Below are 21,790 nucleotides of genomic sequence, written 5' to 3' on the forward strand. Positions count from 1 at the left end.
CATTCCGCGTTCTGCCCCGGCCTAGACGAAAGACGGTCGGCGGGGTGCTTGCCAACGGATTCGACAGGGTTTTTAGTCGTCGCCCGGACATCGTAGCGCGCCGAGAGGCGGGTTCGTGACGGCGCGGCGGCGCTCTCTGCACGTGAGGGTCGCGGCGGTTCGATCCATTCCATTCGCGGATGCAGATCCGCTCGGCGGACCTCGACGTCAGATCGCGGCCGCCTCCCCGGGGGGAAGACCGATGATCGCTCCTTACGGCCTGCTGTTCGCCGCTGCGGCTCTGGTGGTGGCGGCGCTGCCGCCGGTCCATCCGCTGCGGGTGGCCGGCGAGGTGATCGAAGCGCCGCGCCCGGCGGCGCCCGAGGCCCTGCCGGCGGAGCGCAACGGCGGCCTGACGGTTCCCCCCGACGGCCGCCTGGGCACGCCGGCCCTGCCGGTCTGAACGATTCCCCCGACGTCCGAAACGACTTCGGGCCCGCAATGGCGGGCCCGAGCGTGATCTCGTTGCGGCTTCGTGGGCGCCTCAGTGGGCGCCGAGCTTTGTCTTCGACTTCGGTCGCAGATCGCCGAGCGCCGCCTTCTGATGGCCGACCGCGTCGAAGTTCTCCGGCCGCAGCCAGGCCTGGAAACCGGCGCGCACCGCCGGCCAGTCCTTGTCGGTGATGGCGTACCAGGCGGTGTCGCGGTTGCGGCCCTTGACCACCACGTGCTGGCGGAAGATGCCCTCGAAGGTGAAGCCGAAGCGGATCGCCGCGGCCCGCGACGGGGCGTTGAGGGCGTCGCACTTCCATTCGAAGCGGCGATAGCCGAGGTCGTCGAAGACGTGGCGCATCGCCAGGAAGATCGCCTCGGTGGCGGCGCGGGTGCGCTGGAGCACCGGCGCGAAGAAGATGTGGCCGATCTCGACCACGCCGAAGGCGGGGCGGGTCTCCATCAGCGTCAACACGCCGACGGCGCGGCCCGAGGCGGTGTCGATCACCGAATAATAGAGCGGATCGGTCAGCGCTTCGCGGCCGGTGAGCCAGGACAGGAACGCGCTCTCGTTCTCGAAGGGACCGTAGCCGAGATAGGTCCAGACCGAGTCGTGGCCGTCGACGGCGGTGAACAGGTCGTGGCCGTGGCGGGCCGCGTCGAGGGGCTCGAGGCGGCCCCAGTTGCCGGCGATGGTGCCGCGGACCGGGCGGGCGCGTTCGCTCCAGCCTTCCACCAAGGGGCCGACCGGCCGCTCGTCGTTGTGTCCCGGCATGGCGGGGAGTCCCTTCTGACTGATCGTTTCACTGTTCGTTCGATCTCCGACCTTGGCCCGCGACGGCGGGGAGATCAACGGGCATGCGGACTGTTACCGACACGACCTCCGTCGGGGGGTGATCACGCGACTGCGACCCGCGACCCCCTCGACCCGCCGGGCGCGACGCGGCACAGTGGCGCCATGACCATCCCCGCCCCCCCCGCCACCGCCGTCGCCGATCCCGCCGTGATCGACGAACCCGCGCTGTTCGACGTCACCGGCATGACCTGTGCGGCCTGCGCCGCACGCATCGAGAAGGTGGTCGGCCGGGTCTCCGGGGTCGAGCGAGCGACGGTCAATCTGGCGCTGGAGACCGCGGAGATCGACGCGCCGGGGGTTCCCACGGAAACGATCGTCGCGGCGATCGAGCGGGCCGGCTTCGGGGCGCGGCCGCGCGACCGGGCGGTGGTGGCGCGGCGCGCGGCGCTGGCGCGGGCGGCGACCGAGCGGGCGGCCGAAGAACGCCGTACACTCGCCCTGTTCGTCTTCTCGCTGATCGCGACCTTGCCGTTCCTGGCGGCGATGGTGCCGATGCTGACCGGCGGCCACGCCGAATGGCTGACGCCGTGGTGGCAACTCGGGCTCGCCACGGCGGTGCAGATCGTCGCCGGGGCGCGGTTCTATCGCGGCGCCTGGCGATCGCTCGCCGGCGGGGCCGCCAACATGGACGTCCTGGTGGCGCTCGGGACGTCGGCCGCCTGGGGCTTCTCGGTGGCTCAGGTCGTCCAGCGCGGCGATCAATCCCATGGGCATCTCTATTTCGAGGCGTCGGCGACGGTCCTGACCCTGATCCTGCTCGGCAAGGCGCTGGAGGCGCGGGCCAAGCGCTCGGCCTCCGCGGCGGTGACCAAGCTGATGGCTCTGCGGCCCGACACCGCGACGCGACTCGGCGGGAGCGGCGCCGAGACCGTGGCGATCGACGCGCTGCGCCGCGGCGACCGCATTCTGATTCGCCCCGGTGAACGGGTGGCCGCCGACGGGCGAGTGATCGAGGGGGCGAGCGAGGTCGACGAGAGCCTGGTCACCGGCGAGAGCGTACCGGTCGAAAAGAGCGTCGGCGCGGCGGTGATCGCCGGAACGATCAACGGTGTCGGCACGCTGACCGTCGAGGTCCGGGCGGTCGGTGAGGACACCACCATCGCCCGCATCGGCCATCTGGTCGAACAGGCGCAGATCGCCAAGGCGCCGGTCCAGCGGCTGGTCGACAAGGTCGCGGCGGTGTTCGTGCCGGTGATCGTGGCGATCGCCGCGGCGACCTTCGCCGGCTGGTGGCTGGCCGGGGCCGATTTCGAGGCGGCGCTGGTGCCGACGGTGGCGGTCTTGGTGATCGCCTGTCCCTGCGCGCTCGGCCTCGCCACGCCGACCGCGCTGGTCGCCGGCACGGGCGCTGCGGCCAAGGCCGGCATCCTGATCCGCGACATCGAGGCCTTGGAACGGGCCCACCGGGTCGACTGCGTGGTGTTCGACAAGACCGGCACCCTGACCGAAGGGCGGCCGGCGATCACCGACGTGTTCACCCTCGGCGTCGACGGCGACGAGACCATCCGACTGGCCGCCTCGGTCCAGAGTTCGAGCGAACATCCGCTGGCCCGCGCCTTCGCTGCCGCCGCCACCGCACGGGGTGTGACGATCGCGCCGGTTTCGGAGTTCCGCGCGGTGGTCGGGCGCGGTGTCGTCGGCACGGTCGGGGGACGAACCATCGCCGTCGGCAATCCGGCGATGATGGCCGATCTCGGGGTCGATCTGCGGCTGTTCGAGACCGAACGGGCGCGATTGGCGGCGGCCGGGCGCACCGTGGTGGCGGTCGCCCGCGACCGCGAGGCGCTGGGGCTGGTGGCGCTCGCCGATGCGATTCGGCCGGAGGCGGCGGACGCGGTGGCGCGTCTGCACGCCGCGTCGGTCGCCACGCGTCTGCTCACCGGCGACAACCGTCGGGCGGCGGAAGCGGTGGCGACGGCACTCGGCCTCGATGCCTTCGCGGCCGAAGTTTCGCCCCAGGACAAGCTCGCCGAGATCGGCCGGCTGCGCTCGACCGGGCTGATCGTGGCGATGGTCGGCGACGGGGTCAACGATGCGCCGGCGCTGGCCTCGGCCGACGTCGGCATCGCCATGGGCTCGGGCGCCGACGTGGCGATGGAGAGCGCCGGCATCACCCTGATGCGGCCGGATCCGCGGCTGGTGCCGGCGGCGCTGGAGATCGCGCGGGCGACCTGGTCGAAGATCCGCCAGAACCTGTTCTGGGCGTTCTTCTACAATGTCGTCGGCGTGCCGCTGGCCGCCGCCGGCCACCTGACGCCGGCGCTCGCCGGTGCGGCGATGGCGGCGAGCTCGGTGTCGGTGGTGGCCAATGCTCTGACCTTGACCCGATGGCGGCCGAAGACCACGGCAGCGACCATCAGATCCGTGTGATTGCCCACCATCCGCCCGATTGCGGTCGCATCCGCGGTGTCCTAGAACCATCTCGTCGCCGCTCGAACGGCCGTCCCCGGGCGGCGTGCCCTCTCGTCGGCCCTTCCTGAAGGACCCTCCATGACGTCGCAGCTCTCGCGTCGAGACCTCCTCTCCGCCTCTTTCGCGACCGCCGTCGCCGGCCTGCTCGGTGTGACCGGCCCGGCCGCCGCCGCCGCTCTCAAGTTCGGCCCCGCCCGCGCCTTCGCCTTCGGCAATCTGGTGCAGCGGGCGCGCGAGGCCGCGACCAAGGCCTATCTGCCGCCCAAGCGGCCGGCCCCGGAGATCGTCGCGGCGATCGACTACACCCAACACGGCAAGATCAAGTTCCGGCCGGATCGGGCGCTGTTCGGCGACGACAAGGGGGTCTACCCGATCACCTTCTTCCCGGTCGGCAAGTATTTCGCCAAGACCGTGAAGATGCACGCGGTCGACGGCGACAAGGCGGCCGAGGTGCTCTACGAGCCGGAATACTTCGACATGCCGGACGACAGCCCGGCGGCCAAGCTGCCGGAGGACACCGGCTTCGCCGGCTTCCAGATCCGCGAATCGAAGAGCCGGCCGGATTGGAAGACCCAGGACTGGGTCGCCTTCCTCGGCGCCTCCTATTTCCGGGCGATCGGCTCGCTCAACGAATACGGCCTGTCGGCGCGCGGCGTGGCGATCGATACCGCCAGCCCGCTGCCCGAGGAGTTCCCGGACTTCACCGAGTTCTACCTGCAGCCGGCCAGCGCCGAGAAGCAGCCGGTGGTGGTCTATGCCCTGCTCGACGGTCCGTCGATCACCGGCGCCTACAAGTTCACCATCCGCCGCACCGACGGCGTGATCGTCGACGTCGAGGCCAACCTGTTCCCGCGCAAGGACATCGTCAAACTCGGCATTGCGCCGATGACCTCGATGTACTGGTTCTCCGAATACGACCGCAGCTATCAGCTCGAGTGGCGCCGCGGCGCTCACGATTCCGATGGCCTGGCGATCTGGACAGGTGCCGGCGAACGCATCTGGCGGCCGATCGTCAATCCGCCGGGGCCGTCGACCTCGACCTTCGTCGACGAGAATCCGCGCGGCTTCGGGCTGATGCAGCGCAACCGCGACCCCAAGACCTATCTCGATCGCTATCTCAACTACGAGCGGCGGCCGAGCCTGTGGATCGAACCGATCGGCGGCTGGGGCGGCGGCTCGGTGCATCTGGTCGAGTTCCCGACCGATCACGAGGACTTCGACAATCTCGGCTGTTTCTGGGTGCCGCGCGATCCGATCAAGGCGGGCCAAGCGCTCGAATTCCGCTACCGGATGCACTGGAACGCCGACGAGCCCAATCCGCCGACCAATCTGGCGCGGCCGATCGCCACACGCATCGGACGCGGCGGCTTCCCCTATACCCGCGCCAACCCGCCCGAGATCAAGCGCTTCTCGATCGAGTTCGCCGGCGGCCCGCTCGAGGCCTTCCCGAAGGACCGCAAGCCCGAGGCGGTGATCTCGACCTCGCGCGGCGAGATCTCGTCGATCTTCTGCGAGACCACCTCGTGGAACAACGCCTGGCGGCTGCAGTTCGACATCAAGTCGGAGGGCGCCGATCCGATCGACCTGCGGGTGTTCCTGCGCGACGGCGAGACGGCCCTGACCGAAACTTGGCTGTTCAAACTGCACCCGCAGAAGACCTACTGAGCCGACCGTCATGGGCGTCGATCCGGCGGAAAGCGCCGTGGCCGCCGAGCTGATCGCGGCTTACGGCGGCGCGCGCTACCGCATCGAAGCGCCGGAGGGGGCCTTCACGGTCGTCTGCAGTGAGTGCCACGCCGGGCTCGAGCGGCTGCTCGCCGCCGCCGGTGCGCGTTCGGCGGCGCTGATCACCGCGCACAATCCGCGCGGCCGGCGCGCCGACCCGTCGGCCAATACGGCGGCGGAAGCGGCGCTCGGCGCGGCGATCGCCGACCTCGGTCTCGAAAGCCTCGTCACCGCCGGCGTCGATCCGAACGGGGTGTGGCCGGAGGAACTGGGGCGGCTGATCTTCGACATCGGCCGCGCCGCGGCGATCGACATCGCGGCTCGGTTCGGCCAGGACGCGATCCTGTGGTGCGCCGTCGGAGCGGCGCCGGAGCTGGTGCTGCTGCGCTGACGCGGGCACCGTCAGCCGGCGGTCCACAACCGGTCGGGATCGAAGCGGTGGACGTCGGCGAGCAGGTCGAGGAAGCCGGTGACGGCGTGATCGATCGCCGCCTGTCCCTTGGCGGCGGAGGCGACGCGGGCGTCGCCGACCGCGCCCGACGGGTTGAGATCGGCCATCCGCCAGCCGAAGGCGTGCGGCCCATAGGCGCGCAACCGGGCGAAGTCGCGCTCGAACGCCGCCTGCTGCGACGGGAAGGCGGCGCGGTCCACTTCGCGCACCAGATCCGGGCGTAACGCCAGCAGCAACGAGGTCTCGACGTCGCCGGCATGAATGCCGAGGCGGAGCTCGTCGGCCTCGAACACACCGTCCGGCCGGCCGAAGCGCGACCACGAGGTGGCGACCGCCAACAGATCGTGGCGAACGCGCAATTCGCGGGTGACCACGTCGAGGATCGGCGAATTGCCGCCGTGGGCGTTGACGATCACCAGTTTGCGCAGACCTGCGCGGGCGACCGCGGCGCCGATCTCCAGCCAGACGCGGGTGACGGTGTCCCATTGCAGGGTCAGCGTGCCGGGGGTGGCGTCGTGTTCGATCGACCAGGCGACGGCCTGGGTCGGTAGGAAGATCGCCGGCAGGTCGGCGGGCAGGCGGGCGATGGTGGCTGCGACATGGCCGTCGGCGATGATCGTGTCGGTGCCGAGCGGCAGATGCGGCCCGTGCTGTTCGATCGCCGCGACCGGCAACACGGCGATCCAGGTGGCGACATCGGGGGCCGCGAAGTCGGGCGCGGCGAGGTCGGACCAGTAGGGGCGGGGCATGGCGGGTCCTCGGTGGCGGCCGGCGATCGGGTCTTCATACACCCGCGCCGCGACGGGGCGGAAGCGGTCGTGGAGTGCGGGCGTAGGGTGCATGGAGCGGAGCGACTTGCACCATGGGCGGTCGTGATGGGGAGGCCGGTGGTCGGTCACGGGCGCCGCCGGTGGAACTCGCTGCGCTCGATCCACCCTACGGAGCCACCCTACGGCGCCAAGAACTTCTTCGCCGCCGCCCCATGTTCGCGGCGCAGGCGCGCCACGTCGACGTCGACCGGCAGGCCGTCGATCACCTTCCATGTGCCCGCGACCATCACCCGATCCGCCCGATGGGCGCCGCACAGGACCAGCGCCGCCAGCGGATCGCCGGCCCCGGAGAAGCGCAACTCGTCGAGCGTGAACAGTGCCAGATCGGCCTGGAGCCCGGGAGCGATGCGGCCGATGTCGTCGCGGCCGAGGCAGCGGGCCGAGCCTTGCGTCGCCCAGCGCAGCACGTCGAGATGCGACAGCGTCGCGTCGTAGCGCAGGCGGCCGAGCATCAGGGCGTGGCGTACCCCTTCCATGAGATTGGAATTGTCGTTCGACGCCGAACCGTCGACGCCGAGGCCGACCGGCACACCGGCCGCCTCCAACTCGCGGGTGCGGCACAGGCCGGAGGCGAGCACGGCGTTGGAGGTCGGGCAATGGCAGACGCCGACGCCGTGGCGGCCGAGGCGGGCGACCTCGGCGTCGTCGAAATGGATGCCGTGGGCGAGCCAGGTGCGGTCGCTCATCCAGCCGACCTCTTCGAGATAGTCGACCGGCCGGCATTCGAACTTCGCCAGGCAGAAGGCGTTCTCGTCCTCGGTCTCGCCGAGATGGGTGTGGAGGCGGCAGTCGTGGCGGGCGGCGAGCGCGGCGGTCTGGGTCATCAGCGAGCGGGTGACCGAGAAGGGCGAGCACGGCGCCAGCGCGATGCGGATCATCGCGCCCGGCGAGGGGTCGTGGTAGGCGCCGATCACCCGTTCGCAGTCCGCGAGGATGGTGTCCTCGTCCTGGACCGCGGTGTCGGGCGGCAAGCCGCCGTCCTTTTCCGACAGGTTCATCGAGCCGCGCGACACGGTCATGCGCAGGCCGAGGGCGCGGGCCTCGTCGACCTCGATGTCGATGGCGTCCTCGAGACCGGCGGGGAAGATGTAGTGGTGATCGGCGGCGGTGGTGCAGCCGGACATCAGCAGTTCGGTGCCGGCGAGGCGGACCGCGAGGCGGAAGGCCTCGGGGTTCAGCCCCTTGGTCCAGATCGGATAGAGCGCCCGGAGCCAGGGAAACAGTTCCTTGTTGATCGCTCCCGGATGGGCCCGGGTCAGGGTCTGGTAGACGTGGTGATGGGTGTTGACGAGGCCCGGAATCAGCACGTGGCGGGTGGCGTCGAAGACCGCGTCGACCGGCGCCATCGGTTCGCGGCCGGCGCCGACACATTCGACGATGCGGCTGCCCTCGACGACCACGCCGCGGGCGGCCTCGTCGGCGAGCACGGCGAGCGGATCCTTGAGCCACAGGCGCATGACGATCTCCTCCCTCGGGTCGGCACCAGTCTAGACGGGCCGGGCGGCAGCGTCACCCGCCCGCCCGCGGCGGCGTCGACGGCGGCCGCGCGCTCGGCTAGGGTCGATCCTTCGCCGCCCCCTGTCGCGAGGTGCCACCCGTGTCGCCGTCCGCCGTCGCCGCCGAACCGCCCGCCGAGGGGATCGCGGTGGCGCTCGCCGAGGTCTCCAAGTCCTTCGCCGGGCGGGTGGTGCTCGATCGGCTGTCGCTCACCGTGGCGCGCGGCGAGATCGTGTCGCTGCTCGGCCCCTCGGGCTGCGGCAAGTCGACGACGCTCAGGATCGTCGCCGGGCTGGAGCCGGCCGACGCGGGCCGCGTGCTGCGGCCGACCGACGGGCTCGGGGTGGTGTTCCAGGATCCGACGCTGTTGCCCTGGGCGACGGCGCTCGACAACGTGACACTGCCGTTCCGGCTTTCCGGCACGGTCGACGGCGACACCGAGGCGCGGGCGCGCCGGGCACTGGCGCTGGTCGGGCTCGAGGCGGCGGCCGGGCTGTTTCCGCGCGAGCTGTCGGGGGGCATGCGGATGCGGGTGGCGATCGCCCGCGCCCTGGTGACTCGGCCGCAGTTGCTGCTGATGGACGAACCCTTCGCGGCGCTCGACGAGATCGCGCGCGTCGCGCTCGACGAGGAACTGCTGCGGCTGCGGCGGCGCCAGGGCTTCTCGGTGGTGTTCGTGACCCATTCGGTGCCCGAGGCGGTGCATCTCTCCGACCGTATCCTGGTGATGGCGGCGGGGCCCGGGCGGATCGTCGCCGAGCTGCCGGGGTGCGGTGCCGCCGCCGGCGACGGCGATCCGCGGGTGACGCGCGACTTCGCCGAACGCTGCGCGATGGTTTCGGCGGCGTTGCGGCGGTCCCTATGATTGCTTCGTCGGCTGTCGTAAAATCGAAATGGGCAAACGATAGGTGTTCGGCATGACCTTTCAGCACCGCAAATCCGTGACCCACCGACTGGCGATGGCCGCGAAGGCTCATCGCGCCCGTTCCGGGACGCATCTCGCCCGGATCGGTCTGCACGCCGGCCAGGAGGCGGTGCTCAAGGCACTGGCCGACGAGGACGGCCGGACCATGAGCCAATTGGCCCAGGCGCTCGGCGTTCAGCCGCCGACCGTCACCAAGATGGTGTCGCGCCTGTCCGCTCAGGGCCTGCTGCAGCGCGTCGCCTCGCAGACCGACGGACGCCTGGCGCGGGTCCACCTGACCGAGCTCGGGCGCGGCCGGATCGACGAGATCGACCGCATCTGGAAGCGGATCGAGCGCGAGGCGCTGGCCGGTTTCGACGACAAGGACCGCAAGAAGCTGCGCAAGTTCCTGCGGGCGGTCGAACGCAATCTGACCCTCCAGCTCGATTCGCTCGACGACGTGGCGATCGCCGACGAGCCCGAGGACGATCCGGAAGAGTGAGACCCTCGTCCGGCGGTGGTGCACGGCCGCCGGCTCTGCGTCGGACGCGCGTCTGGGATGCGGCATAACGCCCCATTTCGAGCACAATGGATGGGCACCAGCGACGGTTCGCCCGATCCTTGGGCGAACCGCCCGGTTCACCGTCGCGGTGTCGTGCCGCTCGCGAGCCGTCGAAGGAACTGCGAAGTGTCGAACGCGCCCCTCCCGCGCCCGGATGCCGCGGCCCTGCCGCGCCGCCTCCAGGCGATCGGTCTGATGTGTCTGGCGCTGTTCTGCTTCACCGGCATCGACGCCTCGGCCAAGTGGCTGTCGCTGACCCTGCCGACCCTCGAAGTGTCGTTCTTCCGCTATCTCGTCGCCTTCCTCGTGGCCGCGGCGGTGTTCCATCCGTTCCGCATGCCGGACGCCTGGACGACGCGGCGGCCGTGGCTGCAGGGCTTGCGCGGCCTGTGCCTGCTCGGCTCGACGGTGTTCAACTTCCTGGCCCTGCGCCATCTGCAGCTCGCCGAGACGATGTCGATCTTCTTCTCGGCGCCGCTGCTGATCGCTCTGGTGTCGGGTCCGCTGCTCGGCGAGGTGGTCGGTCCGCGGCGTTGGGCGGCGATCCTGGTCGGCTTCCTCGGGGTGCTGGTGGTCGCCCATCCGAGCCCGTCGCATCTCGATCCGGCGATGCTTCTGGCCTTCGCCAACGTCGGTTGCTACGTCGTCTATGCGTTGAGCACCCGGATCCTTTCCACCGTCGATTCCGCGGCGAGCATGCTGGTGATCTCGGCGGGGATCGCGGTGGTGCTGCTCGCCCCGGCGATGCCGGCGATCTGGGTCTGGCCGCAAGGGGTCGTGCCCTGGGCGGTGGTGGTGCTGATGGGCTCGTGCGGGGCGATCGGCCATTTCCTGATCATCCTGGCCTTTGCGCGGGCGCCCGCCTCGGTTGTGGTGCCCTTCGCCTACAGCCAGATCCTGTGGATGACCGGGGCCGGCTGGTTCGTGTTCGGCGACGTGCCGAGCCACGAGACGATCATCGGCACGGCGATCATCGCCGCGAGCGGCCTCTATCTGATCCATCGCGAGCGCCTGGAGACCCGCCCCCCGGCGCCGCCCGCCACCCCGGCGGTCGCGCCGGTCGAACCGCCGGTCGACGGCCGCGTCGAGGCGCCGGCGGTCTGAGGGCGGGGCCGCGACCCCTCGGCCTGTTGCGTGCGCGGCCGCTTTCCGGCACAAAGCCGCTCGGGGGCCAGCGAGGCTGCGACGGGCGACCGCCGCCGCCCGAACACCAGAGTGTGCCATGGACAATCCAGGAGCGACGCCGAAGAAGCGGCTGACGCTGGCGATGATCGCCGAACGGCTCGATCTGTCGACCGCCACCGTGTCGCTGGCGCTGCGCAACTCGCCGTTGGTCGCCGAGGAGACGCGCAAGCGCGTCCACGCGCTCGCCGAAGAGCTCGGCTACATCTACAATCGCTCGGCCGCCAGCCTGCGCACCTCGCGCACCAACATCGTCGGGCTGGTGGTCCACGACATCCTCAATCCCTATTTCGCCGAACTGGTCTCCGCCGTGGAGACCGAACTCGGCCGCCTCGGCCAGACGGTGATCCTGTTCAACCACGGCGACGATCCGGTGCGCCAGCGGGCCTTCCTGGAGACGCTGCTGCAGTATCGCGCCGACGGGATGATCCTGTGCCCGGCGGCCGGCAGTCGCGCGGCGGACGTCGAGCGGATGGTCGAGGCCGGGTTGCCGACGGTGCTGATCGCCCGGGAACTGCCCGGCCTGCCGGACGTGCCGGTGATCCGCGGCGACGACCGCGCCGGCATCCGCGCGGCGGTCGAGCATCTGATCGGGCTGGGTCACACCCGCATCGCCCTGGTCGGCGGCCATCAGGCCTCCTCCAGCGGCTCGGAGCGGCGTGCCGGCTGGGTCGACGCGCTGACCGCGGCGGGCCTGCCGATCGCGTCCGATCTGGAGTTTCCCGCCGACGCCAGCCGCCGGGCCGGGCGCGACATCTGCGGCGAGGTGCTGGCCGCGGCGCCGACCGCGATCGTCTGTTTCAACGATCTGCTGGCGCTCGGCATGCTGATGGAGCTGAAGCGGCGCGGCATCGATCCCGGCCGCGACATCTCGTTGATCGGCTACGACGACATCGACGAGGCCTCGGTGTGGTCGCCGGGCCTGACTTCGGTGTGGAACGGTCAGCAGGAGGTGGGGCGGATCGCCGCACTGACCCTGATCGACGTCATCGCCGGACGGGCGCCGGAGCAGACCCGGGTGCTGGTGCACCCGGAACTGCGCCTGCGCGAGACGGTGACCACGCCCAAGGCCTGAGGAGCGCCACCCGGCGGCGGCGCGCCTTTTCGGCCCGTCGCCTCAGCCGACGTCGGCGATCAGGCCGGACGCCTCCACCGCGGTCACCAGCAGCGCTTCGTCGGCGTCGGAGGTGTCGCCGGAAGCACCGACCGCGCCGACCAGGACGCCGGCGCGATCGCGGATCAGAACGCCCCCGGCGACCGGCATGGCGCCGCCGTCGATCGACGAGAGCACGCCCGCCAGGAAGTGCGGACGCTCGACGGCGAGCACGCCGAGGCGGCGCGACGACATGCCGAGCGTCAGGGCGCCGTTGGCCTTGCCCTGGGCGATCTTCCAGCGGGCGATCGGCGCGCCGTCCTCGGACGCCGCGGCCTTGAGCGAGGCGCGGGCGTCGAGCACCACCACCGCCATGGGTTTCAGATTGCGGTCGCGGGCGATCGTCAGGGCGTGGTCGACGATCGAGCGGGCGACGGAGAGGGCGAGATCGGTCACGGGACGGACTCCATTCGGGAGTGACGGGACGGGCGGTGCGGTGCGGATCAGGCCCGCGCCGCCTTGGCTTCGCGACGGTAGGCGGTGAGCGTCGCCTCGGTGTAGCCGTTGGCGGCGTCGCGGCCGTCGAAGATCAGCGCCACGGCGGCGCGGAAGGCCGGTCCGTCGTAGGTCGGGGCCATCGGCCGATAGGCCGGATCGCCGGCGTTCTGACGATCGACCACCACCGCCATGCGGCGCAGGGTGGCCATCACCTCCTCGGCGCCGACGATACAGTGGGCGAGCCAGTTGGCGATGTGCTGGGAGGAGATGCGCAAGGTGGCGCGGTCTTCCATCAGCCCGACGTCGTGGATGTCCGGCACCTTGGAACAGCCGATGCCGAGATCGACCCAGCGCACCACGTAGCCGAGGATGCCTTGCGCGTTGTTGTCGAGTTCGGCGCGGATGTCGTCGGGCGGGTAGTTCGACTGGGCGAGCGGCAAGGTCAGGATCGCGTCGAGGGACGCCGGTTCCCGAGCGGCGATGGCGCGGCGGCGGGCGGCGAGGTCGACCTCGTGATAATGCAGCGCGTGCAGCACCGCGGCGGTCGGCGACGGCACCCAGGCGGTCGACGCCCCCGACAGCGGGTGGCCGATCTTCTGCACCAGCATGTCGGCCATCCGGTCGGGGGCCGCCCACATGCCCTTGCCGATCTGGGCGCGTCCGGCGAGACCGAGCGCCAGGCCGACGTCGACGTTGTTGTCCTCGTAGGCGCCGATCCAGGGGCAGGCCTTCATCTCGGACTTGCGCACCACCGGGCCGGCGGCCATGGCGGTGTGGATCTCGTCGCCGGTGCGGTCGAGGAAGCCGGTGTTGATGAACACCACGCGGTGCTCGGCGGCGAGGATGCAGGCGGCGAGGTTGACGCTGGTGCGCCGCTCCTCGTCCATGATGCCGATCTTCAGGGTGTGGCGCGGCAGGTCGACGGCGTCCTCGACGCGGGCGAACAACGTGTCGACGAAGGCGACCTCGGCGGGGCCGTGCAGCTTGGGCTTGACGATGTAGACCGAGCCGGCCGGCGAATTGCGCGATGCCGCCGGGCGGGCGAGGTCGTGGCGGGCGATCAGCGCGGTGACCATCGCATCGAGCAGGGTCTCGGGGATCTCGGCGCCGTCGGCGCCGCGCACCGCGTCGGTCGCCATGTGGTGGCCGACGTTGCGGGCGAGCATCAGGGCGCGGCCGGACAGGGCGAAGGCGCGGCCGTCGGGGGCGGTCCACGGGCGATCGGCGGCGAGCTTGCGGGTGACGGCGCGGCCGCCCTTGTCGAAGGTGTCGGTCAGCGTGCCCTGCATCAGGCCGAGCCAGTTGCGATAGACCCGGACCTTGTCGGCGGCGTCGACGGCGGCGACGCTGTCCTCCATGTCCATGATCGCGGTCAGCGCCGCTTCGAGGATCACGTCGGCGATGCCGGCCGGGTCGACGGCGCCGATCGGGCCCGAGCGGTCGACGACGATCTCGGCGTGGAGGCCGTGGTGGCGCAGGAGGATCGCGGTCGGCCGCTCGGGATCGCCGCGGAAGCCCGCGAAGCGCGTGGGATCGGCGAGATCGGTCTCGCGATCGTCGGCGAGCGACAGGCGCAGGGCGCCGCCCTCGACGGCGAAGCCGACCACGTCGGCCCAGCCGCCGGCGACCAGCGGGGCGATCTCGTCGAGCCGGGCCTTGGCGGCGGCGACCACGCCGGCGGCGCGGGCCGGATCGAAGGGGCCGGGGGTCGGGGCCGCGCCGAGGGCGTCGGTGCCGTAGAGGGCGTCGTAGAGGCTGCCCCAGCGGGCATTGGCGGCGTTGAGGGCATAGCGGGCGTTGTCGATCGGCACCACCAGCTGTGGCCCGGCGAGGGTGGCGATCTCCGGATCGACGTTCGCCGTCGAGATCGGCCGCGGCGCCGGGGCCGGGACGAGATAGCCGATGGTCTCGAGGAAGGCGCGGTAGGCCGCAGGGTCGTGGGGGCGGCCGCGGCGGGCGCCGTGCCAGGCGTCGATCTCGACCTGGAGGCGGTCGCGGGTGGCGAGCAGGGCGGCATTGACCGGCGCCAGTTCGGCGAGGATCACGGCGAAGCGCGACCAGAAGGCGGCCGGCGCGATTCCCGTGCCGGGGAGGGCCTCGTCGGCGAGGAAGGCGGCGAGGTCGGCGTCGACGTCGAGGTCCTCGATGCGGACACGGGTCATGCAGGGCTCCGGATGCTGACGGGGAACGGTTCCCCGCGGGGACTCGGGGGGGCGAGAGTGCCTCCGGATCGGGCCGACGTCAAAGGTATGACGCAGGGACACGTCTTCGTCATTCCTTAGGCACTTTCGGGCAGGATCGAGACGGGACCCGGGGGATGGTGATGTCGGCAGACAGATGGCGGATCTCGGTCCGGTGGAAACCGGACGAGGTGGCACGGCTGATCGGGCCGGACGCCGGATTGCGACGCACGCCCTTCCAGGACGCCGGCTGGCTCGCCGCTTGGCGCCACAGTCTCGGCGCCGAGCCGGGCGTCGAGCTCGTCGTGGCGGAGATCGCCGACGGGACCACCGGGGCGCCGGCCTTCGTGCTGCCGCTGATCCGGGAGACGCGCCGCGGCATCGTCCGCCTCTCCGCCTGGGACCGCGGGGTCGCCGACTACAACGGACCGCTGGTCGCCCCGGACTTTCCACCCGAAATGCTGCGGCAGCTGTGGCCGCGGCTGGTCGCCGCGCTGCCGGCCGCCGACGTGCTGATGTTCGAGAAGAGCCCCGGCCGGATCGGCGGAGCGGTCAATCCGCTGACCCTGCTCGACGGGCTGATTCCCTCGATCTTCTCCGGCCATCCGCTGCGCTTGTCGCCCGACTACGAACGCATGGCCGCGGAGCGCTTCGACGGCTCGACCCGCCGCTCGCTCGCCAAGAAGCGGCGCAAGCTCCAGGCCAAGGGGCGGCTGGAGTTCCGCATCGAAGAGGGCCCGGCGGTGCTGGACGGCCTGGTGCGGGTCCTCGAATGGCGCAGCCGCCGCTTCCCCACCGCCGCCGAGACCGCCGCCGACGGGCGTGCCTGGGCGTTCTATCGCCGTCTGGCGGCCGAGACCGGGGTGGTGCGGGTGGCGACGCTGACCCTCGACGGCGTGCCGATCTCGGGCTGTTTCGGCACGCTGGTCGGGACCTCGTTCCAGTTGATCGCGGTCGGTCACGAGGCGCGCTGGGACAATTGGTCGGCGGGTCTCCTGGCGATCGAGAGTTCGGTCGCCTGGGCCTGCGGCGCCGGCATCGAGACCTACGACTTCACGGTCGGCGAGGAGCCCTACAAGCGCACCTTCGGGGTCGAATCGATGCCGCTGTGGGAGCTGCGGGTGCCGCTCGGGATCAAGGGGCGGCTGGTCCTGTTGGCGCTGTCGCTGCGGACGCGGTTGAAGCGTCTGCGCGACGAATGGCGGGCCCGGCGACAACGCCGCCGGGCGTCGGAGACCGCCGCGCCCTGAGGTGGGCACATCACCCGTGGTGACGCGGCGCGCGCCTCGGATGACGGCCGCGGCGGATATTCTGATGTTCGTACATCAAGTTCTTTTGCAATGCGTCATTGCGGCAATCCGGGATCCGCGAGACCGATACGGCTGCAATTGGTGGGTTTTCGGCGATCTTCTTCGGCGATGCCGCGGGAATGGGCGGTTCGGCGTTGCGCAATGCAGCGACGAATCGAGTTGCGTACATCATTTTTTTGCGCAATCCATCAGGCATGAGCGATCCGTTCGAAGCCACCACCGCAACACTGAAGGACGTCGCCCGTGAGGCGGGGGTGTCGACGGCGACCGTCGACCGGGTGCTGCATGGTCGCCCGGGGGTGCGGGACGCCACGATCAGGCGCGTCAAAGACACGATCGAGCGGCTCGGCTTTCGACCGCATGCCGCCGCGGCGGAGCTGGCGCGCGGGCGCAGCCATCGTTTCTGCTTCGTCATGCCGAAGAACCAGAACGTGTTCATGGCCGAGATCGTCGAGCACATCTCCAAGGTGCGGGTGTGGTTGGCGGCGCGGCGGACGCTGGTCGACGTGGTCGAGACCGACGTGTTCGACGCCGACGTGCTGGCCGAGACGCTGGAGGAGATCGGGCCGCGCTACGACGGTCTCGCCGTGGTGGCGCTCGATCATCCGCGCGTGCGGGCGGCGATCGACGAGCTGGTCGGGCTCGGGGTGCTGGTGGTGACGCTGGTCTCCGACGCGCCTTCGTCGCGCCGGGCCTATTACGTCGGCATCGACAACATCGCCGCCGGACGCACCACCGGCACGCTGATCGGCCGCTTCCTCGGCGGGCGCAGCGGCAAGGTCGCGGTGGTGGCGGGTTCGCTCAGCTTGCGCGACCATGCCGAACGCCTGTTCGGCGTGTCGCAGGTGATCTCCGCGGATTTCCCCAATCTCGATCTGTTGGCGCCGGTCGAAGGCCGCGACGACGACGATCACAACCGGGCGCTGACCCGGCGACTGCTCGACGAACATCCCGACCTGGTCGGGCTCTACAACATCGGCGCCGGCACCACCGGCATCGGCACGGCCCTGATCGAATCGGGCCGCGCCAAGGACGTGGTCTTCGTCGGCCACGATCTGACGCCGCAGACCCGGCGGTTCCTGCTGCTCGGGGTGATGGACGCGGTGATCTCGCAGAATCCCGGCCACGAGGCACGCTCGGCGACCCGCGTTCTGCTCGCCCTGTCGCGCAACGAGCCGATCGTCGCCGAGCAGGAATACATCGGCATCGACATCGTCATCCGCGACAACCTGCCCTGACGGCCGGTCCTCGCGGACATCGGAAGGAGCCTACGCCCGTGTTTCTCGGTCTCGACATCGGCACGTCCAGTGTGAAGGCGGTTCTCGTCGACGGCAACGATCGGCTGATCGCTGCGGCCGAACGCCCGCTCGTCGTCTCGCGCCCGCATCCCGGCTGGTCGGAACAGGATCCGGAAGCCTGGTGGACGGCGACCGTCGGTGCGGTCGACGGGCTGGCCGAAACCCATGCCGCGGAATTGGCGGCGGTCACCGGCATCGGCCTCTCCGGCCAGATGCACGGCGCCACCCTGCTCGATGCGGCGGGCGCCGTGCTGCGCCCGTGCATTCTGTGGAACGACGGCCGCTCGGGCGCGGAATGCCGCGAGCTCGAGGCCGCCTTCCCCGAACTCCACGCGATCACCGGCAATCTGGCGATGCCGGGCTTCACCGCGCCCAAGCTGATGTGGGTCGCCCGCCACGAGCCGGAGATCTTCGCCCGGGTCGCCAAGGTGCTGCTGCCCAAGGCCTATGTGCGCTTCCGCCTGACCGGTGAGATGGCCGAGGACATGTCGGACGCCTCCGGCACCCTGTGGCTCGATCCGGCGGCGCGCGACTGGTCGGACGCGGCGCTGGCCGCGACCGGGCTGACCCGCGAGCACATGCCGCGGCTGGTCGAGGGCTCGGACGTCTCGGGCACGCTGTCGGGCGAGCTCGCGAAGCGCTGGGGCATGACCACGGCGCCGGTGGTGGCCGGCGGGGCCGGCGACAACGCCGCGACCGCGGTCGGGCTCGGGGCGATCAGCCCCGGCGATTCCTTCCTGTCGCTCGGCACCTCCGGGGTGCTGTGGGTGACCACCGACCGCTTCGCGCCCAATCCGGGCTCGGCGGTCCATGCCTTCGCCCATTGCATCCCCAACACCTGGCATCAGATGGGGGTGATGCTGTCGGCGGCGGCCTCGCTCGCCTGGTGGGCCGGGGTCACCGGCCGCAAGGAGGGTGAGTTGATGGCCGAACTCGGCGAGACGCCGCGGGGCGCCTCGTCGGTGATGTTCCTGCCCTACCTTTCGGGCGAGCGTACGCCGGCCAACGATCCCAACCTGCGGGCGGTGTTCGCGGGGATGGGCGCCGAGACCGACCGGGCGACCCTGACCCGGGCGGTGCTCGAAGGCGTCGCCCATGCGGTGCGCGACAATCGCGACGCGCTGGCCGCGGCCGGCTCGTCGGTCGCCGAGATCGACATCGTCGGCGGCGGTTCGCGGTCGCGGCTGTGGGCGCAGATGATGGCCGACATGTTGGAAATCCCGGTGCACCGGGTCGAAGAGGGCGCCGTCGGCGCCGCCCATGGAGCCGCCCGCCTGGGTCGGCTCGCGGCCACCGGCGAAGCGCCGACCGCAGTCTGCCGGCGGGCCCGCCGGCTCGAGAGTTTTCAACCCGATGCGGCGCGAGCCGCTTCCTTCAGCGAGAGTCACGCGCGCTGGCGCCACCTCGCTCCCTTCGCCAAGGAGATCAGCCGATGAATGCCCCTTCCGTCAGTTATTTCGGTCCGATGGAGCCGGTTCGCTTCGAAGGACCGGAGAGCCGCAACCCGCTCGCCTACCGCTGGTACGACAAGGACCGGATGGTCGCCGGCCGGCGCATGGAAGATCACCTGCGCTTCGCCGTGTGCTACTGGCATTCGTTCAGCTGGCCGGGCGGCGATCCCTTCGGCGGTGAGACCTTCATGCGCCCGTGGATGCACGGCACCGATCCGATGGCGCTGGCCAAGGCCAAGGCCGACGTCGCCTTCGACCTGTTCCGCCTGCTCGACGTGCCGTTCTTCTCGTTCCACGACGCCGACGCGGCGCCGGTCGGCGAGACGCTGCCCGAGCACCTGAAGAACCTCGCCGAGATCGTCGACGTGCTCGAGGGCAAGATCGCCGGCTCGAAGACCAAGCTGCTGTGGGGCACCGCCAATCTGTTCTCGCATCGCCGTTACATGGCGGGTGCGGCGACCAACCCCGATCCGGACGTGTTCGCCTTCGCGGCCGGCACGGTGCGCGCCTGCCTCGAGGCGACCAAGCGGCTCGGTGGCCAGAACTACGTGCTGTGGGGCGGCCGCGAGGGCTACGAGACCCTGCTCAACACGGATCTGAAGCGCGAATACCAGCAGATGGGCCGCTTCCTGTCGATGGTGGTCGAGCACAAGCACAAGATCGGCTTCGACGGCCCGCTGCTCATCGAGCCCAAGCCGCGTGAGCCGTCCAAGCACCAGTACGACTTCGACGTCGCCACGGTCTACGGCTTCCTGGAGCACTGGGGCCTGACCAAGGACGTCAAGGTCAACATCGAGCAGAACCACGCGATCCTGGCCGGACACACCTTCGAACACGAAGTGGCGCTGGCCTATGCGCTGGGGATCTTCGGGTCGATCGACATCAACCGCGGCGACGCCCTGCTCGGCTGGGACACCGACCAGTTCTCGATGGACGTCGGCGAACTGACCCTGGTGTTCCACGAGCTCCTGAAGCACGGCGGCTTCACCACCGGCGGCCTCAACTTCGACGCCAAGATCCGCCGCCAGTCGATCGATCCGGTCGATCTGGTCCAGGCCCACGTCGGCTCGATGGACGCCTGTGCCAAGGCCCTGCTGATCGCCGAGAAGATGCTCGCCGAAGGCACCCTGGCCAAGCCGCTGGCCGAACGCTATGCGGGCTGGGACGGGGCCGAGGGCAAGGCGATCCTCGCCGGCGAGCGGACCCTCGATCAGGTCGCCGACCGGGCGATCGCCGAGAACCTCGCGCCGAAGCCGCGCTCCGGCAAGCAGGAATATCTCGAGACGCTGGTCGCCATGCGCCTCTGACCGATCCCGCGGTCGACGGATCTCCCGTCGACCGCGTCTCGATCCGACACGGCCGCCGAGCCCCGCGAGGGTTCGGCGGCCGTCGTCGTTTCGGGGGGAGGCGGTGATGCAGGGCCATCGCATTTCGAGCCGACCTGACCCTCGCCGGTCATCCCCGGCCGGAGCCGCCCTGCCGGCGGAGGGGAAGGGGATCCAGGGGGTATGCCGGTAAGCCTTCGGCGTTTCCCGTGTGGCTTCTGGGTCCCCTTCCCTCGCCCTTCGGGCTCGCCGGGGACGACGGCAGGGGCAAGATGCGATCGATTGGGAGGGTTTGGGTTTCGACGAAATTCAAATGCGATGGCCTTGCGCGGTGATGGCGCGAGGGCGAAGCGGTGGGGCGGCCGTTGGCGGTGGCGGGCGCTCCGGCTCGCGGTCGTCCGCCGAGGGGCGTCGGGCGGCCCGCAGGGGCGCGTGGGGGGTGAAGCGCCACCGGGGCAATGCTGCCGCAAGGAGGCACCGGTTCGCCCGTCGTCGCGCTCGTGGTCGCCCAGAAACGACGACGCCGCGGGGGTGAGCCCGCGGCGCGCGAAGAGGGAGGGGTCGGATCGATCAGGCGCGCTGGTTGCCCGACGAGACGATGTCCATCCACACCGCCAGCACCAGGATGATGCCTTTGACGATCTGCTGCCAGAAGGTGTCGACGCCGAGCATCGACATGCCGTTGTCGAGGCTGGCCATGATCACCGCGCCGACCAGCGCGCCGACCACCGAGCCGATGCCGCCGCGCATCGACGTGCCGCCGATGAAGCAGGAGGCGATGGCGTCGAGCTCGCCGCCGAAGCCGGCGGAGGGCGTGCCGGCCGCGAGGCGGGCGGTGGTGGTCAGGCCGGCGAAGGCGCACATCAGGCCCATCAGGCCGAACACCATCAGCTTGACCAGGTTGACGTTGACGCCGGAGAGCCGGGTCGCCTCCATGTTCGAGCCGACGGCGTAGATGCGGCGGCCGAACACCGTCTGGTTGCCGATCACCGTGAACACGCCGAGGATCACCAGGAGGATCAGCACCGGGACCGGGACGCCCTGGTAGCTGTTGAGGGTCAGCACGAAGCCGAGGATGACCACGCCGATGGCCACCAGCTTGGCGATCTCGGTGGGCATCGAGGCGACCGGCAGGGCGTGCTTCTGGCGCCCGGCGCGGGTGCGGAAGGCCATCACCACCAGCAGCACGAACAGCGCCGCGGCGATCAGATTGCCCATCGTGCCGGGGATGTAGCCCTGGCCGATGACCTTCATGCCTTCGGAGACCGGGGCGACGGTGATGCCGCCGGTGGCGCCGAGCACCGCGCCGCGGAACACCAGCATGCCGCCGAGGGTGACGATGAACGACGGGATGCCCTGATAGGCGGTCAGCCAGCCGACCAGCAGGCCCATGGCGATGCCGAGGAGGATCACCACGGCGATCGTCCCGAACAGCGGCCAGTGATAGATCACGTCGAGGATCGCCGCGACGCCGCCGAGGAAGCCGAGCAGGGAGCCGACCGACAGGTCGATCTCACCGGCGACGATGACGAAGACCATGGCGCTGGCCAACATGCCGGTGATCGCCATCTGGCGCAGCAGGTTGGAGAAGTTGCGAGCGGTCAGGAACTGCGAGCCGCCGAGGTCGGCATCGTAGGTCATGAACCCGAAGAACGTCCAGATGATCGCGATGACGATGACGAGTGCGATGATCTTGTAGGACGAGAGGAAATTTCTCACGTCTTTCTTGGTGAAGGTCATGATGC

General features: G+C 70.6%; 19 protein-coding genes. 12 read left to right on the top strand and 7 right to left on the bottom strand.

The window, feature by feature from the left end; translation table 11 throughout:
* The first annotated feature begins 241 nt into the window (after positions 1–241).
* Positions 242–442 (top strand): hypothetical protein, encoded by a 201-nt coding sequence (locus EYW49_RS03340; RefSeq protein ID WP_131306108.1) that lies wholly within the window; start codon positions 242–244, stop codon positions 440–442.
* An 81-nt stretch (positions 443–523) separates the two neighbouring features.
* On the opposite strand, the gene EYW49_RS03345 is transcribed toward EYW49_RS03340, so the two are convergent.
* Entirely contained in the window at positions 524–1,246 is a 723-nt protein-coding gene (locus EYW49_RS03345; RefSeq protein WP_131306111.1) for a GNAT family N-acetyltransferase, read from the bottom strand.
* A gap of 183 nt (positions 1,247–1,429) precedes the next feature.
* Between EYW49_RS03345 and EYW49_RS03350 the strand changes: the two genes are divergently transcribed.
* The 3 genes from EYW49_RS03350 (at position 1,430) to EYW49_RS03360 (ending at position 5,855) form a co-directional block, all read left to right on the top strand.
* Positions 1,430–3,697 carry a heavy metal translocating P-type ATPase gene (locus tag EYW49_RS03350; protein WP_131306114.1) on the top strand — a complete coding sequence of 756 codons (2,268 nt, stop codon included), beginning with the start codon at positions 1,430–1,432 and terminating at the stop codon, positions 3,695–3,697.
* Positions 3,698–3,817: 120 nt separating this feature from the next.
* Entirely contained in the window at positions 3,818–5,404 is a 1,587-nt protein-coding gene (locus tag EYW49_RS03355; RefSeq protein ID WP_131306117.1) for a glucan biosynthesis protein, read from the top strand.
* A 37-nt stretch (positions 5,405–5,441) separates the two neighbouring features.
* A complete protein-coding gene (locus EYW49_RS03360; protein ID WP_165498107.1) occupies positions 5,442–5,855 on the top strand; it encodes a DUF3293 domain-containing protein in 414 nt (137 codons plus the stop codon).
* Positions 5,856–5,866: 11 nt separating this feature from the next.
* On the opposite strand, the gene EYW49_RS03365 is transcribed toward EYW49_RS03360, so the two are convergent.
* Both EYW49_RS03365 and EYW49_RS03370 read right to left on the bottom strand, forming a co-directional pair.
* Positions 5,867–6,664: a creatininase family protein gene (locus EYW49_RS03365; protein ID WP_131306124.1), complete on the bottom strand. Its 798-nt coding sequence runs from the start codon at positions 6,662–6,664 to the stop codon at positions 5,867–5,869.
* A gap of 200 nt (positions 6,665–6,864) precedes the next feature.
* Positions 6,865–8,202: an 8-oxoguanine deaminase gene (locus tag EYW49_RS03370; protein WP_131306127.1), complete on the bottom strand. Its 1,338-nt coding sequence runs from the start codon at positions 8,200–8,202 to the stop codon at positions 6,865–6,867.
* A gap of 140 nt (positions 8,203–8,342) precedes the next feature.
* Between EYW49_RS03370 and EYW49_RS03375 the strand changes: the two genes are divergently transcribed.
* The 4 genes from EYW49_RS03375 to EYW49_RS03390 all read left to right on the top strand — a co-directional run bounded on the left by EYW49_RS03375 (position 8,343) and on the right by EYW49_RS03390 (position 11,965).
* Positions 8,343–9,107, top strand: a complete 765-nt coding sequence (locus EYW49_RS03375) for an ABC transporter ATP-binding protein (protein ID WP_131306131.1) — start codon at positions 8,343–8,345, stop codon at positions 9,105–9,107.
* Between the two features lie 52 nt (positions 9,108–9,159).
* Positions 9,160–9,648: a MarR family winged helix-turn-helix transcriptional regulator gene (locus EYW49_RS03380; RefSeq protein ID WP_131306133.1), complete on the top strand. Its 489-nt coding sequence runs from the start codon at positions 9,160–9,162 to the stop codon at positions 9,646–9,648.
* Positions 9,649–9,834: 186 nt separating this feature from the next.
* Positions 9,835–10,812: a DMT family transporter gene (locus EYW49_RS03385; protein WP_165498108.1), complete on the top strand. Its 978-nt coding sequence runs from the start codon at positions 9,835–9,837 to the stop codon at positions 10,810–10,812.
* Between the two features lie 118 nt (positions 10,813–10,930).
* Complete coding sequence (locus EYW49_RS03390; RefSeq protein ID WP_131306140.1) at positions 10,931–11,965, top strand: LacI family DNA-binding transcriptional regulator; 1,035 nt, start codon at positions 10,931–10,933, stop codon at positions 11,963–11,965.
* A 42-nt stretch (positions 11,966–12,007) separates the two neighbouring features.
* Here EYW49_RS03390 and EYW49_RS03395 read toward each other — a convergent pair whose 3' ends face one another.
* The gene (locus EYW49_RS03395) at positions 12,008–12,439 is read right to left on the bottom strand and encodes a GlcG/HbpS family heme-binding protein (protein ID WP_131306143.1); all 432 of its coding nucleotides are present in this window, start codon (positions 12,437–12,439) and stop codon (positions 12,008–12,010) included.
* A gap of 47 nt (positions 12,440–12,486) precedes the next feature.
* Positions 12,487–14,643 carry a malate synthase G gene (locus EYW49_RS03400; protein ID WP_131306146.1) on the bottom strand — a complete coding sequence of 719 codons (2,157 nt, stop codon included), beginning with the start codon at positions 14,641–14,643 and terminating at the stop codon, positions 12,487–12,489.
* Between the two features lie 161 nt (positions 14,644–14,804).
* Here EYW49_RS03400 and EYW49_RS03405 point away from each other — a divergent pair, with 161 nt between their 5' ends.
* Positions 14,805–15,911 (top strand): GNAT family N-acetyltransferase, encoded by a 1,107-nt coding sequence (locus EYW49_RS03405; RefSeq protein WP_165498109.1) that lies wholly within the window; start codon positions 14,805–14,807, stop codon positions 15,909–15,911.
* 10 nt (positions 15,912–15,921) lie between these two features.
* On the opposite strand, the gene EYW49_RS03410 is transcribed toward EYW49_RS03405, so the two are convergent.
* Positions 15,922–16,167 (bottom strand): hypothetical protein, encoded by a 246-nt coding sequence (locus tag EYW49_RS03410; protein WP_131306152.1) that lies wholly within the window; start codon positions 16,165–16,167, stop codon positions 15,922–15,924.
* Here EYW49_RS03410 and EYW49_RS03415 point away from each other — a divergent pair.
* From EYW49_RS03415 to xylA, 3 genes are read left to right on the top strand one after another with little or no spacing between them, the layout of a single operon-like run.
* Positions 16,166–17,209 (top strand): LacI family DNA-binding transcriptional regulator, encoded by a 1,044-nt coding sequence (locus tag EYW49_RS03415; protein WP_131306154.1) that lies wholly within the window; start codon positions 16,166–16,168, stop codon positions 17,207–17,209. The two genes, EYW49_RS03410 and EYW49_RS03415, sit on opposite strands and share 2 nt — an antisense overlap.
* A 38-nt stretch (positions 17,210–17,247) precedes the next feature.
* The gene (xylB, locus tag EYW49_RS03420) at positions 17,248–18,705 is read left to right on the top strand and encodes a xylulokinase (RefSeq protein WP_131306157.1); all 1,458 of its coding nucleotides are present in this window, start codon (positions 17,248–17,250) and stop codon (positions 18,703–18,705) included.
* Positions 18,702–20,027 carry a xylose isomerase gene (xylA, locus tag EYW49_RS03425; protein ID WP_131306160.1) on the top strand — a complete coding sequence of 442 codons (1,326 nt, stop codon included), beginning with the start codon at positions 18,702–18,704 and terminating at the stop codon, positions 20,025–20,027. Before xylB ends, xylA begins: the two co-directional genes overlap by 4 nt.
* A 588-nt stretch (positions 20,028–20,615) precedes the next feature.
* On the opposite strand, the gene EYW49_RS03430 is transcribed toward xylA, so the two are convergent.
* On the bottom strand, positions 20,616–21,785 hold the full coding sequence (locus EYW49_RS03430) for a sugar ABC transporter permease (RefSeq protein ID WP_131306163.1): 1,170 nt from the start codon (positions 21,783–21,785) through the stop codon (positions 20,616–20,618).
* Positions 21,786–21,790 lie beyond the last annotated feature (5 nt).

This window comes from Siculibacillus lacustris (assembly GCF_004328075.1).
Classification (GTDB): domain Bacteria; phylum Pseudomonadota; class Alphaproteobacteria; order Rhizobiales; family Ancalomicrobiaceae; genus Siculibacillus; species Siculibacillus lacustris.

Excerpts from the sequence above, each read along its gene's own strand:
- EYW49_RS03340 (WP_131306108.1), top strand. The coding sequence starts at position 242 with ATGATCGCTCCTTACGGCCTGCTGTTCGCCGCTGCGGCTCTGGTGGTG.
- EYW49_RS03345 (WP_131306111.1), bottom strand. The coding sequence starts at position 1,246 with ATGCCGGGACACAACGACGAGCGGCCGGTCGGCCCCTTGGTGGAAGGC.
- EYW49_RS03350 (WP_131306114.1), top strand. The coding sequence starts at position 1,430 with ATGACCATCCCCGCCCCCCCCGCCACCGCCGTCGCCGATCCCGCCGTG.
- EYW49_RS03355 (WP_131306117.1), top strand. The coding sequence starts at position 3,818 with ATGACGTCGCAGCTCTCGCGTCGAGACCTCCTCTCCGCCTCTTTCGCG.
- EYW49_RS03365 (WP_131306124.1), bottom strand. The coding sequence starts at position 6,664 with ATGCCCCGCCCCTACTGGTCCGACCTCGCCGCGCCCGACTTCGCGGCC.
- EYW49_RS03370 (WP_131306127.1), bottom strand. The coding sequence starts at position 8,202 with ATGCGCCTGTGGCTCAAGGATCCGCTCGCCGTGCTCGCCGACGAGGCC.
- EYW49_RS03380 (WP_131306133.1), top strand. The coding sequence starts at position 9,160 with ATGACCTTTCAGCACCGCAAATCCGTGACCCACCGACTGGCGATGGCC.
- EYW49_RS03390 (WP_131306140.1), top strand. The coding sequence starts at position 10,931 with ATGGACAATCCAGGAGCGACGCCGAAGAAGCGGCTGACGCTGGCGATG.
- EYW49_RS03400 (WP_131306146.1), bottom strand. The coding sequence starts at position 14,643 with ATGACCCGTGTCCGCATCGAGGACCTCGACGTCGACGCCGACCTCGCC.
- EYW49_RS03405 (WP_165498109.1), top strand. The coding sequence starts at position 14,805 with ATGTCGGCAGACAGATGGCGGATCTCGGTCCGGTGGAAACCGGACGAG.
- EYW49_RS03415 (WP_131306154.1), top strand. The coding sequence starts at position 16,166 with ATGAGCGATCCGTTCGAAGCCACCACCGCAACACTGAAGGACGTCGCC.
- EYW49_RS03410 (WP_131306152.1), bottom strand. The coding sequence starts at position 16,167 with ATGCCTGATGGATTGCGCAAAAAAATGATGTACGCAACTCGATTCGTC.
- xylA (WP_131306160.1), top strand. The coding sequence starts at position 18,702 with ATGAATGCCCCTTCCGTCAGTTATTTCGGTCCGATGGAGCCGGTTCGC.
- EYW49_RS03430 (WP_131306163.1), bottom strand. The coding sequence starts at position 21,785 with ATGACCTTCACCAAGAAAGACGTGAGAAATTTCCTCTCGTCCTACAAG.